This window comes from Acinetobacter sp. 197 (genome assembly GCF_048148385.1).
Taxonomy (GTDB): domain Bacteria; phylum Pseudomonadota; class Gammaproteobacteria; order Pseudomonadales; family Moraxellaceae; genus Acinetobacter; species Acinetobacter pecorum.
Window position 1 is genome coordinate 69609 of the sequence record NZ_JAYWZK010000002.1, and the last position, 14302, is coordinate 83910.

Below are 14302 nucleotides of genomic sequence, written 5' to 3' on the forward strand. Positions count from 1 at the left end.
GGGATAGGCATAAAAAAACCGCCAATTGGCGGTTAAGTATTAGTATCTAGCTAGCATAGCTTTTAAATCATGAAAATCTCTCAAATCCAAACTGTGCTCATATGATTTCGCCTCTTCAATAGCAGGTTGCGTATAAAATCCTGTTGTGACAATGACACTTTTATTTGCGTGTCGCATATGATGCACACCTATGACACTTCTAATTATATCAACACTAACTTTGTTATCAGGGGCATATCTCTTACATTCAATATGTGCTAAAAAACTCGTGAGACCATTTCGAATATAAGCAATAATGTCTCGTCCTCCATCTCTAGTGGCTTGGGTTAGCTCAACCTCAAATCCCATATCTTTCATAATACTTGCTACAAGTTCTTCAAATTTCCTAGGAGAGAGTTTATATAGCTGTTCTGGATGTTTTTTAAAATATGCTTTTATATGATCATCAATAGACATAATCTCAATCTTAGGTAAATCAAGAACTTCTTTTTGATTTTGATATAATTCATGTGTGACTTTGCCTGTTCTTTCTATATTTAGCATTTTTTCATATAAATCGGTTTCAGCATTCACCTGTGAGGCAAGACTTGCATCAACATGCTGAGGTCGATAAACATTATCCTCATCTTTTGCAAATACTAAATACCCCCAATCCTTATCAATAGTATCTTTTACGACTACACCAACTAAATCCAAAGAATCACTTTTATACCAAGAATACTCTTTCGTTAGACCAGTAAAACTTCTAATAACGTTTTCTGAAAATTCTTCTTCAGAAATTGGTTTTATTGCCATCTAATTAACCTTAATATTTTGAGTTATATAAGATTTTAGTATAACTTATTATTCTACTAATTTAATAATTGCACCATTCGAATAGGGTGTTACTTACAATCAATAAGAGATCCATTTTATGACAATAAAACAATCTATTGGTGTATCAGCTAAATTCGGTTATTACCCTGAGTCTATAAATATTGAAAATGAACGTTTCTCAATTAAAACCTTATCTAACTTTCAGGAAATTGTAGCTGCTGTTAAGAATGATCCAGATATTCATAAAGATTGGATGTATTCTGGTGCCCAACAAAATATAGATTTCAGTGGGGTAACGAGCTATCGTCCATACAATGCTCGTGTATTTGGCATGCCCAAAACCCATGAGCTCACTCTCCATACAAGTGACAACATAGAAGATATTGATTTCATAGTTTGGTGTTTATCTTTTTTCACAGGCATGCGTTTGACTATTACTGAGGCAGGGTTTCTCGATGCGACACCAGTCAAAAAAGGAAAACTGGTGGACTTTGTACTATCACAATGCACTATTGAAGACGCGATTGAACTGGCGCTGGACTATTTGGAAGCAGAACGTGATAGCTTTCGTGCTACAAAGCGAATTTCTGCTGCAATTCATGCATTATTTGTAGCTCAATATCCGCATAACCTACCCTTTGAGCGGTTTCAATACCTTTATATGGGGCTGGACACCTGTTACAAACTTATAGAGAGAAAAGCAGATCCAAAACCCGATCATAGAATGCCTCATGCTTTACGCATACAATGGATGTGCGAACAGTTTGGAATTTGTATACCAGAATGGGCTGTTCTTCTTGGCAATGGATCACAAATATCTAGAGTCCGTAACGATACTATGCATGAGGCATTATTTTTTGATGAACCACTTGGATTTGCCATCTACAGTAATAATCAGCCAGATGGAAAACAAATTAACGTCATACTAGAAATGCAGCATTTAATTTGCCGACTACTGGTTTGTATCCTTGGTAGACCTGATATCGATTATGTCCACTCATGTATTAATGACCGGCAAAGAAAAGGTCTTAGGTTACGTAAACAAATAGATAACAGCATAACTCAAATTTGAGCTTTCTAATAAAAAAGCCCACCCTTGGGGAAAGGTGGGCAAAAGGGTAAGAACCCACAGCGTTATCTAGCCCTGAGCGTAGGATTCGAACCTACTGTGCATTGCAACTTGAGGGAAGAAGCGAAAGCACACACACCGCCTGTGGCCAAGGATTCGTTCCCACAAGATGCTACGAATAACATCGAGGGGAACCGGCAGTAGTTTTAAGAGATAGCAACGCTCTACTTGTCTTTCCAAGCTGTCATCAGTTTTTATTGTGCCCATAGCGGCGTTTTTGACTCATTCAAACTGAAAAACTTATCGGTCAATACTGTGCTATGCCATCCGAAGTACGTCGCACATCCCTTCGGCAGTCCTCATCGCTTGCATGGCTTTTTATCACCTACGCTACAATGGTGCGCTGTCCCATGACCTTTCGGTTTCGCTTGAGTCTCACAAGCTCATCAGATGGGTTTGCCTGTCTTTCCAGGCTGTCAGAAAACCTCTTTACGGCACTAAACACATTGGGAGTAGTCCTTATCGGTCAGCTTTCATTTTGATTGACAAGCGCACGGTACAAACGATTTCTTGTGGTTCTGCTTTGCCTGCGGTCTAGCCCCAGTTGCTACTTACATCACTCCACCACATCAGCTGTGGATTCAATCAATATGCTCGTCTTTCCGAACCGTCAATGGAGATTAAACAAACCTTGGCTTGTTCACCGAACGATGCTCAACACCACCCGATGTATTTATAGTAAGTCGCCGGTTTACGACGAGGTGTATAAAAAAAATACAAACAGATCAAAGTGGTAAAAATTTTAATTGCTCGACAAAAACTCGAAGGTTTCCTGCTGAATCGTTTCCGATTCATTATCGAATAGCAGACTATAACGGTCCTCTATACGACGGAATGAGAACGGAATACCATCGGCTGTCATACAGTACAAATCCAGTGCATCAGATGACTCATGTTCAATAGTGAACTCAGTATCATTAGTCCAGCTATTGAGGAAGTTATCAAAGCGTTCGCAAAGTGGCCCTTCCTCTACATCCAACCAGTGCGGCTCATCTTCCTGCTCTGGCTGAGTTGCAAAGGCCACAGCTATAGCCATGGTCAATGCAGAAAGTTTGAATGGTATGCCAATGACACCAACGTTGTTATAACTCAACCAAGCACCCATTCATTTTTATAAGCCATTTCTTTAAGCATGCTAATCGCACTATCAAATGCCACAACTTCGGTGATGCCATTCATTATGATTTGTGGACTGGGTGTATCACCTTCTTCCAAAATATTCACTGTAATCACACATTGCCAATAATCCAACTGGTCACTGGTCAATGTTTCTTTGAAGTCAAACGTTACTGGACCGATCAATGGCAATATCTTCAGCGTCGGAATCTTTTCCCACGGCTGCAACTTGTTATGTGCATCGATCATATCTTGTTCATATTGCAAATGGTCGAATGGTTCTTTCAGTTCGACCAAATGAATTGGCGATTCGCCACATGCTTTGCTGCATTCCATCATCGGATTACGATACAGGTTGTATCCTTCCAGTTCCCATAATTTATCTTGTGTCTTCTTTTCCGCTTCTTCTTGGGCATATTTAATACCAAGCGACACATCAAAGTTTTCTTTGGATACACAAGCGGTATGGCCAGTTGCTAAATAGAAATCACCATCTAGAAATGCATGAGCGAATGTAGAGGTCGTAAATTCTGGTTGATCAAAGACGTATTGCACACGCTTCATCATTTCTTTGATCTGATCAAGTGTGACGCGTGGAGCTTCCAAACCTTTGTCTTGAATCTCTTGTTCCATCTGTTCATCTGTATGCGACATGAATGTCTCCTGGTGAATTATTTATGGTGATCTTTAGAATTGATGTCTTTGATATATGCATGATCCATCAGGTACGACGCAGCCATGATGATCAGGGCGCAGATCGTCAAGGAAATGACGACCGCAGCAAGACCTAAGCGTTCCACTCGATAGAGAATTAATGAAAAGGCCAGCAAACTGAGAAGGATCAGAAGAATTATTTTTTTCATGTGCATCATCATCTCAAAGACTATGAGGATGATGATGCTGTGGCGGTTTACGTTATGCTGTACAAAAAGAAGGCGGTTAGATGGTATTCAATTAAACTTACTGAATAAGTAATATTTTGATTTCTTGATCATCAATTAAGCACTCGAGTAATAATTTGTCTTCTGTCGTATTTTCAATGCTTTCGAGGTTAATTGAGGAAGATAAACCTAAAACTTTTTTTGCAATTTCTCTCACTTTTTTAGTTTGCCCGACGGTGTCATTGAAAGATTTTTTGTCATGTCTAGTTCCATCCTTATTCCATGAAACTTGTTTGGTTTTACTAGAAGTATGCTTTTTTTGGGCTATATGCACATGTCTTTGTAGAGGTAAGCTTGGATCGGCTGGATCGACTCTATAACTCCATTTATTGTCATATGGTTGCCATTGGCTTTCTAAAGCAATACTAAGTGTTTTCAGAATCTGTTCAGGAACCTCAATTAAAAAATATTCTGGTTCATCTATTTGTTCTGCCAGAAACTCTTCGAAAGTTTTCATGTATAACCTTTTATCAAAATTAAAAAATCAATATATGGTGTAAATTCACAATTTCAATGAAAAGTACAATAAATTTAATACTTTAGTATTATGAAATATTCTTGCATTTATATTGTTGCCATATAAAATGACTTCGCCGACATGGAACCTAGAAATAAACAGTTGGCGCCGAAGTCTTCAGGCGGAGGTCACAGCGGAGGCTAATACACAATATTGAGTAAAACCTGTTATAGGTAATTTCTTTTGAAATTTTTACTCCTCTTGTGGCATGTCAGTAATCTGATTATTGATTTGTGCGCTGTGGTAGATCCCCATACTATGACTGTTAAAGCGATAGCATCAATTTGCATCAGAGTTTGGAAGATTTATAAGCTGACAAAACAGCTTAACAAATAAACGGGATTTACAGCTGAAGCAGGCTCATCCTTCAGCTGTGCTATCTTTTAACCAAGATTATCACTGGTCCGCGCCGTCTCAATTCCTTGCAACCCAGTAGATGGCTGCTGCGGTACCGGTGGGTTCATTGGTGATGTATTCTGCTGTACTTGCATCTCGGCAATACCTTCACTCCCGATCTGAGCACCTTCCCCTTCCAGATATGGTGAACGGATATCACGTGCTGCTACTTCACCAGGGATAGGTAAGTTCGGATCATCACCCATTGGATTAGGTCGCTGATACCCAGCACCCTGCATAATAATATCGGCAATTGGTGCAGCTTGTGGTACCTGAGCCACTTGTACTGCTCCTTGAACTGCACTGTATTGTGACTGAACGCCTGTCTGTACAGCTTTAGCATCCACCAACTTGATATCACTCTCTGTCTTACGCTCTTTCAAGCGCAGTTCTTGTAGCTTGATCTCATTGCCAGATTCTTTCAGTGCCTGAGCCACAGCATCCTTAATACGCTGTTCCACTTTCTCTGGTGTCGACGCATCCACCGCATCACGGATCGACTGAATGATGTCACGCTTAAACGGCGTATCTGTAAGCGCAATAAGGTATGGTAGAATCGTCTGCTGGATATTCGGTGGCAATGACTTGGTAACTTCGGACAGGGCTGCAAGCTGCTGTGCACGGAATCCACTGGTACTTGGCACATCCTCAAGAATGACTTTGATCCGGGTACGCTGTACATCATTAGACAGATAGGTATAACCCATTGGATCTGTCTCAGGCTTATTGATATGCACACGACGCTCTGCAGTAATCGCATCACCTTCGATCACCACGACTTCTTCCTTGCTGCCCAGATCTTCTACAATCATAGAAAGTAATAACTCACCGACCAGGGTTCGAGATTCCTTAAAGTGATCCATGATTTTACGCAATGCCTGGTTAGACTGATCAATCTGCAGCTGCTCTTGTCGTCCACTGGTTGCTGTACCCTGACGGCCCTGAAAGCCTGAAGTAATACTACTGGTACGCTCAATTGAGATCCGGCTATCTTCCAACAACTTAAATTGGTGTTGATTCAATTCAAAGTCACGCTCAACTTCAAACTTTGCCCCAGTCTTGGCCATGTGCTGCTGATTCAGTTCAATGTATGCATCTGGTCGTGCAATCTGCTGCATAATCTGGCCACGGGTCATCTGAGATGCACCACGTGTTGTGGTCACACGTACCGAGCTTAAACCCCAGCGCAGTTTAGCCTGTGTTGAATTAATCAGGTCTTGGCTGTACTTCATATCTCGTACAAAGCCATATGGAATGCCGGTATTGTCCTCACGGAATCCTATGAACGGGACATATGGGAAACTTTCATGCGGATATGGTGTCGGCCCATCATATAGACAATGTGGTCCCATCCAATAGCTACGACGCATTTTAGCCACTGGTGCACGTTCAGGAATCGCATAACCATTTGCTGCAGCATAAATATGTGCTGGATTGTTTTCGTCAAACTCAACGATCCGGCCATCATCAAAGCGCAACATGGTCAGCTCTACCCAACGACGGTACCAGACCTCTGAGACATTAATCTCTTTAGAAGCCTGATCGAACCAGAAACGTTCGGTCTTAGACCAGGCCTGAGCATCTCCCCAGGCATTACGCAGACCGGTAGAGTTACCACCATCAATCATGCTGTCATGCTGCCACCACAAAGCACCGTGTCGGCCAATTGTCTCTATCAGTTCTTTATGCTGAGGGAATGCAATCTTAAGACGCTGCGGATGTACCCAGCGATTACGACGCAACCAGCGTGCATCACTCAAGTCATCTTCCTGGGCTTTCATATCCCAATGGATTTCATTACGGTTCACCGCAACACAGCGATATGGATACTTGAGCGGATCTGCTTCACGTTTGACTTCGACCCAACCGATACCACAGCCAATCATCGGCCGGAATGCATCACTACATGCCTTATCTGCCTTAGATAGTCGCTCAGCCTGATTCAATTTATAGTTCAGTGCATCTGCGACATCTTGTCCACCAGGCTCACCATTGGGTGTCACACGCCAGTCTGTCCGTGTTTCCAACTCATGACCTTCAATGGCACGCAATGCAGGACCAATCATATTCTCAATGGCAGGAGGAATGCCGATCAGCTTCATCCGGGTCAGTAATTCACTGTCCAGCTGGTTGCCGTCGGCATAGTCCATTTCTTTATCTGCAGTCGTACGCCAGTGTGGTTGCTGCTCTATCTCGTCATGGATCTCATTGAGCTCTTGGAGGTTCAATGCCATTTCATCTATAACTTCTGGCGTATCAGTCACTGAGTTTTCATCATTCTGCATGCTGCTACCTGTTCTACATTAGTCGCCAGTCGACTGGCTCATCGTTGTAGTTATCTTGGCGTTTTGGTTCTTCTTCTGCGAACCCTACACGGCTCGTCATGTCTGCTATGTCTTCGATCATCCCTGCATCCTTGGCCTGTGCCCATTGACGTAAAGCATCAGCACCTTCGGAACAGCCATTGGCCTTGTTCGGTTGATCAATGAAGCATTTATCTGCTTTGGAGAATTTCTTCTGATAGCCTTCGATACGCTCAATACCCAATTTGCAGCCGTCTTTATCGAACCAGGCATTCTTTAGATGCTTACGTGTGGACTGAATCCCATGGATCAGCTGGGTAATACGCGGCACAATGACAAAGTTATGCCCTGGTAATAGTTCTTCCAGCTGCTCCATGACTGACTTGTTAAAGTCACCTAAGCGCTGGTGTGCTGCATCATGTGGCAGGAAGTGGGTGTGGTAGATGTAATCGTGTGACTTGATCTCTGCTACATAGTGTCTTAGATCTTGGCCATGTTTCTCGTAGTAGCGAATAAAACGGTCTTGGCCATTCATCACCTGTTGGTACCAGATTGCACAGCCGTCGTGATTCCCGATATCCCAGTAGGTATAAGTTGGTACATCCAATACTTCAATCTGGCCAATACCACCACGTTTACGCAGTGCTAGCATATCCTTGGCATAGTAGTTACCGTCTTTGGCCACCTGGAATGCTTCATCCGGGAATGATGGGTATTCCTGCCACATCTTGGCACTATCACCACGAAGGTCATTGTCCCGTGTCAGCACATACCAGGCACGCTGATCAGGATCGAGGCGCATCTTGATCCCCATTTTCTGGCGTACGATCAGCTCAACTTCATCCAGTTCTTCATGATCTCTGGCTGAAATAGTGACTTGTGTAGAATCAATCCGGTACTTCGGCTCTTGCCACCAGGCATAGAAATGGAATCGATAGTCTTTGGAAGTAAGGACTTTGCGCAGTAAGTAGTTGGTCTGTGCTGCCTGAACCATTGCATAGAATGATCCGTTACGACCTTCCGCCGTGGATTCAATCACCAGCACACCATTGGTAGGTACAGTTGGGATCGAACCGGTAATCACCTCATCATCTTTAGCCGGATCACTCGCACAGATCTTACCAAACTCTGAAATCAGCATGCGGTGGATGGTACCGGAACGGAATGAGGTCGCTACACGGATGCTCGATCCATTGTGGCCAAACTCAATTTCTGACTTGTTATAAGCTTTTAAAGGAAAGCGTGCTCTGATTTCATCTGGCAGGTTGTCATAAGCAAACTTGATCTTGTCCTTGAAGATACTGAAAACCGTCGGCAAGTCCTGAGCGATAATGGCGCAGTTCTGGTTAGCATTGAACAGTGCATGATCCAGCCACAAGATACAGATCAGCGTAGTAAAACCGAGTTGACGTGCTTTTAGGATGATGTTGCGGTGCCACAACCGATTTAAAAATTTGATCTGTGCAGCGTTTGGTTTAAATGGCAGCTCAAAGGTATCGGCTTCAATGACATTACCCAGCTCATCCTTAAAGTCATCACCCTTAATTTTGATCTTATATAGACAGCCGGAAAAAATACGCCATTGCGGGTCAGCAAGGCATCTTTCCAGTTCTTCTTTATTTGTGGGCAGTTCCGCTAAGTGGTTGTTATAAATCATATAATCACCACTTTTGCACAATCATGGTGCAGTTTTATTGCACGTACGTGCATGAAATGATTTTGATGTGGGTCGTTGGTCGTCTTATTCACGTAGCGTCCCCATTTTCATTATCGAACTCAGGGTCATGTGCTACAGGCTGGAATGTGGATGAGTTGCTTTGTGCAATTCGATTGATCAATGCAGTCAGGTCATCAGCTTTTTCTTCTTGTTTTTTATCTAAGCCATAGGCTTGCACTTCCAGACCAACCAAAGTCTTGAGCGTGTCGCCCAGATCTTTCATCGACTTCACCCGGTTCGGCAGCTGGATGATCTTCATGTACAGATCGTTTAATTTGTCCTGGCCTTTATCATCTTCCTTGCGCATGACATCGCCGAAGTCATCGAGCAGTGCAATGTTGTCCAGTCCGATCATGTGCTCAAGTTCATCGAACAGACCCATACATAAATTTCGGGCACGTTGGATATCTTTACGCTGATTGATCTGGATGCAGGCGATCAGATTGGCATTTGCGTCAATGGTTTCTTTTTCAGTGGCTTTATATTCAGGTGAGTTGCGTACCTCAGTGCGTACCACCTCAGTGCGTACTATTGCTTCGGCTTTTGCTTTGATCTTGCCGTTTAAATCGCGGGTCCATTCCTGTGTCTTTGCGCGCTTACGAATAGCACCATCAGACACGCCAAAGGCTTGTGCTATCTGCCTTATAGACTGCACGCCTGCACGATATTCGATTTCAATACGTTCCCAATCAGGAGCTGTTTTCTTCTCTGACATCACACCACCTTTGCTTACAAGGTGATGATGGGAGTGCGCAGTGCGTACTGTCGAACCCTACAGTTTTACGCAGTGCGTACAGGCTTGATATGTTCCACGATGCCACAGGAGTGGTTGAGAAGTACTTAGAATTCATTTCAAAATTTTTACTAAGATAATACAATTAAAAAAACTAGATATAGACTCATCACTTACATGAAATACAAGACTTTTTTTAAATATTACCGGTCCAACATCTTTTTCGAAAAAGCGATTCGATACAATGAGATCTATTTTTCTGAAACTTCTGAACTCAATGACCCTCATGATTTGAAAGTTCAATACTTTTTCGAAGATAATGCGCAGTATTGGGGGGACGTTCTCTCTTTGAAATCCAGTATGAATGGGCGTGTTTTTGAAAATTGGGAATTATCTAAATATTTTGATATAACAAACCAAACACTTAAAGAAAGTTTAAATAATTTATTTAAAGGTGAAGCAATATTAGATATAAGTCATTTAAAGATATTAATAGATAAATATAAAGAAGAATTAAAAAAAATCTTTATTACCTATAAAAAAACTGATATCGAAAAAGAAACTTTCAGTGCTAGCATATTTGAATTTCTTCCTACAATATTATTAGATAAACTTTGCAAAGCTTTAAATCATAGAGTTTATAGTGCCTCTTTCTCAAAAAACCCTTTGGAGCCAATGATGTGGGCGCATTATGCTGAAGGTTTTAGAGGCTGTGTAGTTATCTACAATGCCTTAGAAGATAATACTTTGGAGCTTCGTCATCATTATCAAACGCCGATAAATCAATCAGAAGTATACGAATACAAGAAGGTTAAATACTTAAATAAGAATAAGTGTATTCCATTGCTTCAATCAGCAATTGATAAGAATAATGTTTTACTTGATTCTTGTTTAATCAAAAATTCTTTCTGGGATTATGAAAAAGAATATAGATTACTCACCACAATAGAAATTGAATCTATTAGGCATGCTCATATAGAAGACTCTACTCCCTCATCAAGGGATAGAATTCTGTATCACGATCCAAACTCCATACTTGGAGTGATATTTGGTCCTCGTTGTCCTAAAGAGTACAAAGATAAAATTCAATTGATAATTGGAGATACGAGGAAGTTTAATGGTAATAAACCATTTTTTCTTTTTACGACAGAACTTAGTTCCTTTGGTGAAATAAAAATACTCCAGGGGGAATACATTAATTCTAGATATGGTATTGAGATGAGACAAATTCTTAAGGATGACCGTCTCGATAAATGTCTAAAGGATATTGGTGTTATACCTAGAAATTAAGTTTTAATGGCTATATGTAATTTACATTTAGCCAATTCCTTAAAATTAATTTCTACCGGCAGTCTTCTATATTAAATAGGGGTTGATAATCAACCTTCAGTTACATTAATTTGATTTAATACAATCTCAAAATTATAGAAAGAATCTAATGTACTTACCCCCTCATTTTGAAGAAAGACGAGTAGATCTTCTTCATGATTTAGTGAAAAAATATCCTTTCGGTTGTGTCGTAACATATTCGAATGGTGAGTTAGATGCTAATCATCTTCCTTTTGAGGTAGTGTCTGATAAAGGCAATTTTGGTAAATTACTGGCTCACATATCGAGACAGAATCCTTTAGCCGAAGTTTTAAAGAATGATTCCGACGTACTTGTAATATTTAGCATTGATGATGTTTATATTTCTCCTAATTGGTATGTAGGAAAATTTGAACATCATAAAGTTGTTCCAACTTGGAATTACGTAGTTATTCATGCAAAAGGTAAAGCCAGAATTATTGAAGATGAAAAATTATTAAGAGGGATTCTAGCCCGTCTTACTAGAGAACATGAGTCTAATCAAGATTTTCCTTGGAAAATGACAGATGCACCATATGATTTTATTAGTGAAAGAATGAAACATATTGTGGGGATAGAAATTGAGATTACAGACTTAGTTGGAAAATTTAAATTAAGTCAAAATAGAACTAAAAATGATATTTCAAGTATAGCTATGGCTTTAGATTCAAAGGGTAAAAGCGATTTAAGTAGTCTAATGTTAAATATTTCAAATATACAAGAAACATAAATTACTTAGTAATTTCTAAAGGTAACCATAATCAAAATTATGTGAGCTTATATACTTTATGACATTATTAACAAAAAACCTTGTGTCGCATGACGTCTGTTCCTATACCTGAGTGATAGGCAACTTATGCACCATTTCCATCAAACAGCCCTCCTTGAATCTTAGCTTCATGGATTCGTTCAATACTACGCGCTAACTTTCCTACCTGAGTGGCAATATTATTGGTGACATAGTTCATGCTACGACCCATCTCAATATTGCTGTATTGCATGGCATCACTTACCATTAAACAGCCAAAATCCCGTGCTTCTTTAGGTGTTAAGGTCAGCACAATATCATCACCAATTTCAATCTTTACCGTACCGTCATTAAGCACTGTCTTGGTAATCATGCGTGCAGGACGATGCTGCTGCACCGGCATATAAACGCCACGTTCAACACGATTTACCTGATTGGTATCCACCAGATAACTTAAGCGATCGTCAATCTGCCCCCGGGTAAGATGTGGCAATGCAATCTGCAGAGTTTCACGTGTAATAATTTGCCCCTGGTTATGCAGATCCACACATGCTTCAAAAATCATAATAGTCGATGACTTTTTTTCATCGTTCTGCTCTGCGTCTGTATGTCTCTTGCGCTCAGCCATGTCTCCCCCTTAAACCTCAATAATCTCTATGCTATGCACCGACATCATCAAGTGCTTCTTAATACGATAAGTATCTTTTTTACGTGTTGCTTCACTCTTAACGTCTTCCACAGTCTGCCGGCCATTACGCATATAAACAAAGTCTGCAACGTAACGTAGCTCTGGTTTAGCCCGTGATTCATTGCTGAATCTCACCTTAGGTGCCAGTACAAAGGAAACCTGCATCTTTAAATCCTGGATAATTCCGTTACGTTCCATGGCTTTTAAAGTGGTGTAGCGACGTTCCTCTTTCTTTGAATCAAACTTAAGACCATCTTTTTCAGTCTTGGTGTTGTTGTATTTTGGGGTTTTCTTTTTCGGATCGGGTGCAGGCTTGGCGCATAAGTGCCCCAAGCCTGCTTTCCGAAGTTCCCGATCAGTCAATACCGCTGGCATAGGCTATTTATTCAGCAGCCAGATCCCAGGCACAAACTAGCCCGGTATTTTCTGCCATGAGTTCATCCAAAGTTTTGACTTCTGGCAGCCCTGTGACTGCCTTTTCAGTGGTGAGCTTGAGAGCCGCCATAACACGACGTTCAAAGTTGAAATACATGCCTGAAGCCGTCAATGCAAAATGTAAAGAATTTGGTTTATGACGCATGTTGCTCCCCTTAATCTGGATTTTCATATTTCTTCGTGGTCTGATCATGTAACGCTATATGGAACGGCAACGTCTTGCTGTCTGAAAAAAGATCAAGTAATTCTTTTCATCTAATTTCTTGATAAAACATTTGAAGCGTTTGAAAGGCTGATTTCTCTTTCCAAACTTCGTACTTTTCGTTCTAAGGTTTGGTTATGCATTTCAAGTTTTGAATAATTCCTTTGCATGTAGAGAACCTGCTCTGGATCCTTTAATCTGGCCAAGGCCATAGTCAGAAGATTCATTTCGTTTTGAATATTTCTTTCTTCAAAGGCCATTAATTCAAGATTCTCTTCAATTTTTCGATGGTCCGGCCAGCTTTCATTTTTTTTGCTATATGGGTTGAGTCTCTTAATTTTTGGCACAGCCAGGACACCAGCAACTACCTTACAAATCCCCTTAGGGCTGACATAGATCAGGCCCCATTTTTCCGGGAGTTCTTCAGGCTTAATTAAACCGGTTGGGCAAATGTAATAACGATATTTACCCATACCCTGTGCTGGATTAAGACGATGAGGTTTGCTTCTATCTACCAGAAAGTCAGAGCGACTTGTCTTAGCTTCAAGTAAAAATGTCCCCATACCATTTCGATTTAAACCATGACGCACACCAAACACATCCGGGTTTTCCCCATAACATGCTGCCTCAACGATAGTGAAGTGACAGCCATGGCCATTTGCAGATTCAGGACGCTTTAAAAATCGAGCGCCGACTTCGCACAATTCACGATGGTTCAAGGTTCATTCCTCCACACCAGAATTTCAGACTCCTGACGACGGTTAAAATAAGCAAATACGTCATCACGGTTAAACGTGCATTCTGCAATCTGCAGGTCTTTCGCCTTGGCATATCGCTCAACAAACTTTTTATCCAAGCTCCAGCAAATTGACTGCTCAATTTCAATTGGATCCGCATAGGCCCGGTATGCCTTCAACTTTTTAGGCAACCGTGCAAACTCACGACGTTCGCTGGTTTTCATAATTTTCTGACGGTTTCTGCGTTTACTGCGAAACATCACCATCCAATCGTTTTGATCTTTAAAACAGCCACCAGCTTTCCATGCAGTACCCAGCATGTTCCAGTAGGCATTATCATCGATAATTTTATTGTGATTGCCCTGCATGAAAGCCAGCATCATGTGATGTGGTACCAGGCACATAGCCCGGGCAATATTGGAATCGTTATTCACACCCCACCCCCTAATCTCACCAAAGCAGCCCCGATCAACATAA

Annotated in this window: 15 protein-coding genes and 1 pseudogene; 3 read left to right on the forward strand and 13 right to left on the reverse strand. The window is 41.1% G+C overall.

The window, feature by feature from the left end; genetic code table 11:
- Positions 1–39 precede the first annotated feature (39 nt).
- On the reverse strand, positions 40–795 hold the full coding sequence (locus VXQ11_RS02870; protein WP_416705386.1) for a restriction endonuclease: 756 nt from the start codon (positions 793–795) through the stop codon (positions 40–42).
- Positions 796–913: 118 nt separating this feature from the next.
- On the opposite strand from VXQ11_RS02870, the gene VXQ11_RS02875 reads away from it, so the two are divergent.
- Positions 914–1888, forward strand: coding sequence for a hypothetical protein (locus VXQ11_RS02875; protein WP_416705387.1), 975 nt, complete (start codon positions 914–916; stop codon positions 1886–1888).
- Between the two features lie 799 nt (positions 1889–2687).
- On the opposite strand, the gene VXQ11_RS02880 is transcribed toward VXQ11_RS02875, so the two are convergent.
- The 7 genes and pseudogenes from VXQ11_RS02880 to VXQ11_RS02910 form a co-directional block, all read right to left on the reverse strand.
- Positions 2688–3050, reverse strand: coding sequence for a hypothetical protein (locus tag VXQ11_RS02880; protein WP_312602749.1), 363 nt, complete (start codon positions 3048–3050; stop codon positions 2688–2690).
- Positions 3051–3409: 359 nt separating this feature from the next.
- A pseudogene (locus VXQ11_RS02885) lies at positions 3410–3715 on the reverse strand (Gp49 family protein); the annotation flags it as partial.
- Positions 3716–3732: 17 nt separating this feature from the next.
- Positions 3733–3924, reverse strand: a complete 192-nt coding sequence (locus VXQ11_RS02890) for a hypothetical protein (RefSeq protein WP_416705388.1) — start codon at positions 3922–3924, stop codon at positions 3733–3735.
- Between the two features lie 97 nt (positions 3925–4021).
- Positions 4022–4459 (reverse strand): DUF6367 family protein, encoded by a 438-nt coding sequence (locus VXQ11_RS02895; RefSeq protein ID WP_312602748.1) that lies wholly within the window; start codon positions 4457–4459, stop codon positions 4022–4024.
- 443 nt (positions 4460–4902) lie between these two features.
- Positions 4903–7200, reverse strand: coding sequence for a hypothetical protein (locus VXQ11_RS02900; protein ID WP_416705389.1), 2298 nt, complete (start codon positions 7198–7200; stop codon positions 4903–4905).
- A gap of 13 nt (positions 7201–7213) precedes the next feature.
- A complete protein-coding gene (locus VXQ11_RS02905; protein WP_416705390.1) occupies positions 7214–8875 on the reverse strand; it encodes a terminase in 1662 nt (553 codons plus the stop codon).
- A gap of 88 nt (positions 8876–8963) precedes the next feature.
- The gene (locus tag VXQ11_RS02910; protein WP_416705391.1) at positions 8964–9650 is read right to left on the reverse strand and encodes a hypothetical protein; all 687 of its coding nucleotides are present in this window, start codon (positions 9648–9650) and stop codon (positions 8964–8966) included.
- Positions 9651–10028: 378 nt separating this feature from the next.
- Between VXQ11_RS02910 and VXQ11_RS02915 the strand changes: the two genes are divergently transcribed.
- Both VXQ11_RS02915 and VXQ11_RS02920 read left to right on the forward strand, forming a co-directional pair.
- Positions 10029–10958: a DUF2971 domain-containing protein gene (locus VXQ11_RS02915; RefSeq protein ID WP_416705392.1), complete on the forward strand. Its 930-nt coding sequence runs from the start codon at positions 10029–10031 to the stop codon at positions 10956–10958.
- Between the two features lie 148 nt (positions 10959–11106).
- Positions 11107–11745, forward strand: a complete 639-nt coding sequence (locus tag VXQ11_RS02920) for an FMN-binding negative transcriptional regulator (protein WP_416705393.1) — start codon at positions 11107–11109, stop codon at positions 11743–11745.
- A 124-nt stretch (positions 11746–11869) separates the two neighbouring features.
- Here the strand turns inward: VXQ11_RS02920 and VXQ11_RS02925 are convergent, their stop codons facing one another.
- From VXQ11_RS02925 to VXQ11_RS02945, 5 genes are all read right to left on the reverse strand, one after another.
- Positions 11870–12391, reverse strand: coding sequence for a hypothetical protein (locus VXQ11_RS02925; protein WP_416705394.1), 522 nt, complete (start codon positions 12389–12391; stop codon positions 11870–11872).
- Positions 12392–12400: 9 nt separating this feature from the next.
- Positions 12401–12826, reverse strand: a complete 426-nt coding sequence (locus VXQ11_RS02930) for a DUF1064 domain-containing protein (RefSeq protein WP_416705395.1) — start codon at positions 12824–12826, stop codon at positions 12401–12403.
- 7 nt (positions 12827–12833) lie between these two features.
- Entirely contained in the window at positions 12834–13031 is a 198-nt protein-coding gene (locus VXQ11_RS02935) for a hypothetical protein (protein ID WP_416705396.1), read from the reverse strand.
- A 110-nt stretch (positions 13032–13141) separates the two neighbouring features.
- Entirely contained in the window at positions 13142–13807 is a 666-nt protein-coding gene (locus VXQ11_RS02940; protein ID WP_416705397.1) for an adenylosuccinate synthase, read from the reverse strand.
- On the reverse strand, positions 13804–14259 hold the full coding sequence (locus tag VXQ11_RS02945; RefSeq protein ID WP_416705398.1) for a hypothetical protein: 456 nt from the start codon (positions 14257–14259) through the stop codon (positions 13804–13806). The genes VXQ11_RS02940 and VXQ11_RS02945 overlap by 4 nt, the downstream gene beginning before the upstream one ends.
- Between the last annotated feature and the right edge of the window lie 43 nt (positions 14260–14302).

Excerpts from the sequence above, each read along its gene's own strand:
- VXQ11_RS02925 (WP_416705394.1), bottom strand. The coding sequence starts at position 12,391 with ATGGCTGAGCGCAAGAGACATACAGACGCAGAGCAGAACGATGAAAAA.
- VXQ11_RS02880 (WP_312602749.1), bottom strand. The coding sequence starts at position 3,050 with ATGGGTGCTTGGTTGAGTTATAACAACGTTGGTGTCATTGGCATACCA.
- VXQ11_RS02870 (WP_416705386.1), bottom strand. The coding sequence starts at position 795 with ATGGCAATAAAACCAATTTCTGAAGAAGAATTTTCAGAAAACGTTATT.
- VXQ11_RS02875 (WP_416705387.1), top strand. The coding sequence starts at position 914 with ATGACAATAAAACAATCTATTGGTGTATCAGCTAAATTCGGTTATTAC.
- VXQ11_RS02930 (WP_416705395.1), bottom strand. The coding sequence starts at position 12,826 with ATGCCAGCGGTATTGACTGATCGGGAACTTCGGAAAGCAGGCTTGGGG.
- VXQ11_RS02905 (WP_416705390.1), bottom strand. The coding sequence starts at position 8,875 with ATGATTTATAACAACCACTTAGCGGAACTGCCCACAAATAAAGAAGAA.
- VXQ11_RS02915 (WP_416705392.1), top strand. The coding sequence starts at position 10,029 with ATGAATGGGCGTGTTTTTGAAAATTGGGAATTATCTAAATATTTTGAT.
- VXQ11_RS02890 (WP_416705388.1), bottom strand. The coding sequence starts at position 3,924 with ATGAAAAAAATAATTCTTCTGATCCTTCTCAGTTTGCTGGCCTTTTCA.
- VXQ11_RS02920 (WP_416705393.1), top strand. The coding sequence starts at position 11,107 with ATGTACTTACCCCCTCATTTTGAAGAAAGACGAGTAGATCTTCTTCAT.
- VXQ11_RS02935 (WP_416705396.1), bottom strand. The coding sequence starts at position 13,031 with ATGCGTCATAAACCAAATTCTTTACATTTTGCATTGACGGCTTCAGGC.
- VXQ11_RS02910 (WP_416705391.1), bottom strand. The coding sequence starts at position 9,650 with ATGTCAGAGAAGAAAACAGCTCCTGATTGGGAACGTATTGAAATCGAA.
- VXQ11_RS02900 (WP_416705389.1), bottom strand. The coding sequence starts at position 7,200 with ATGCAGAATGATGAAAACTCAGTGACTGATACGCCAGAAGTTATAGAT.
- VXQ11_RS02895 (WP_312602748.1), bottom strand. The coding sequence starts at position 4,459 with ATGAAAACTTTCGAAGAGTTTCTGGCAGAACAAATAGATGAACCAGAA.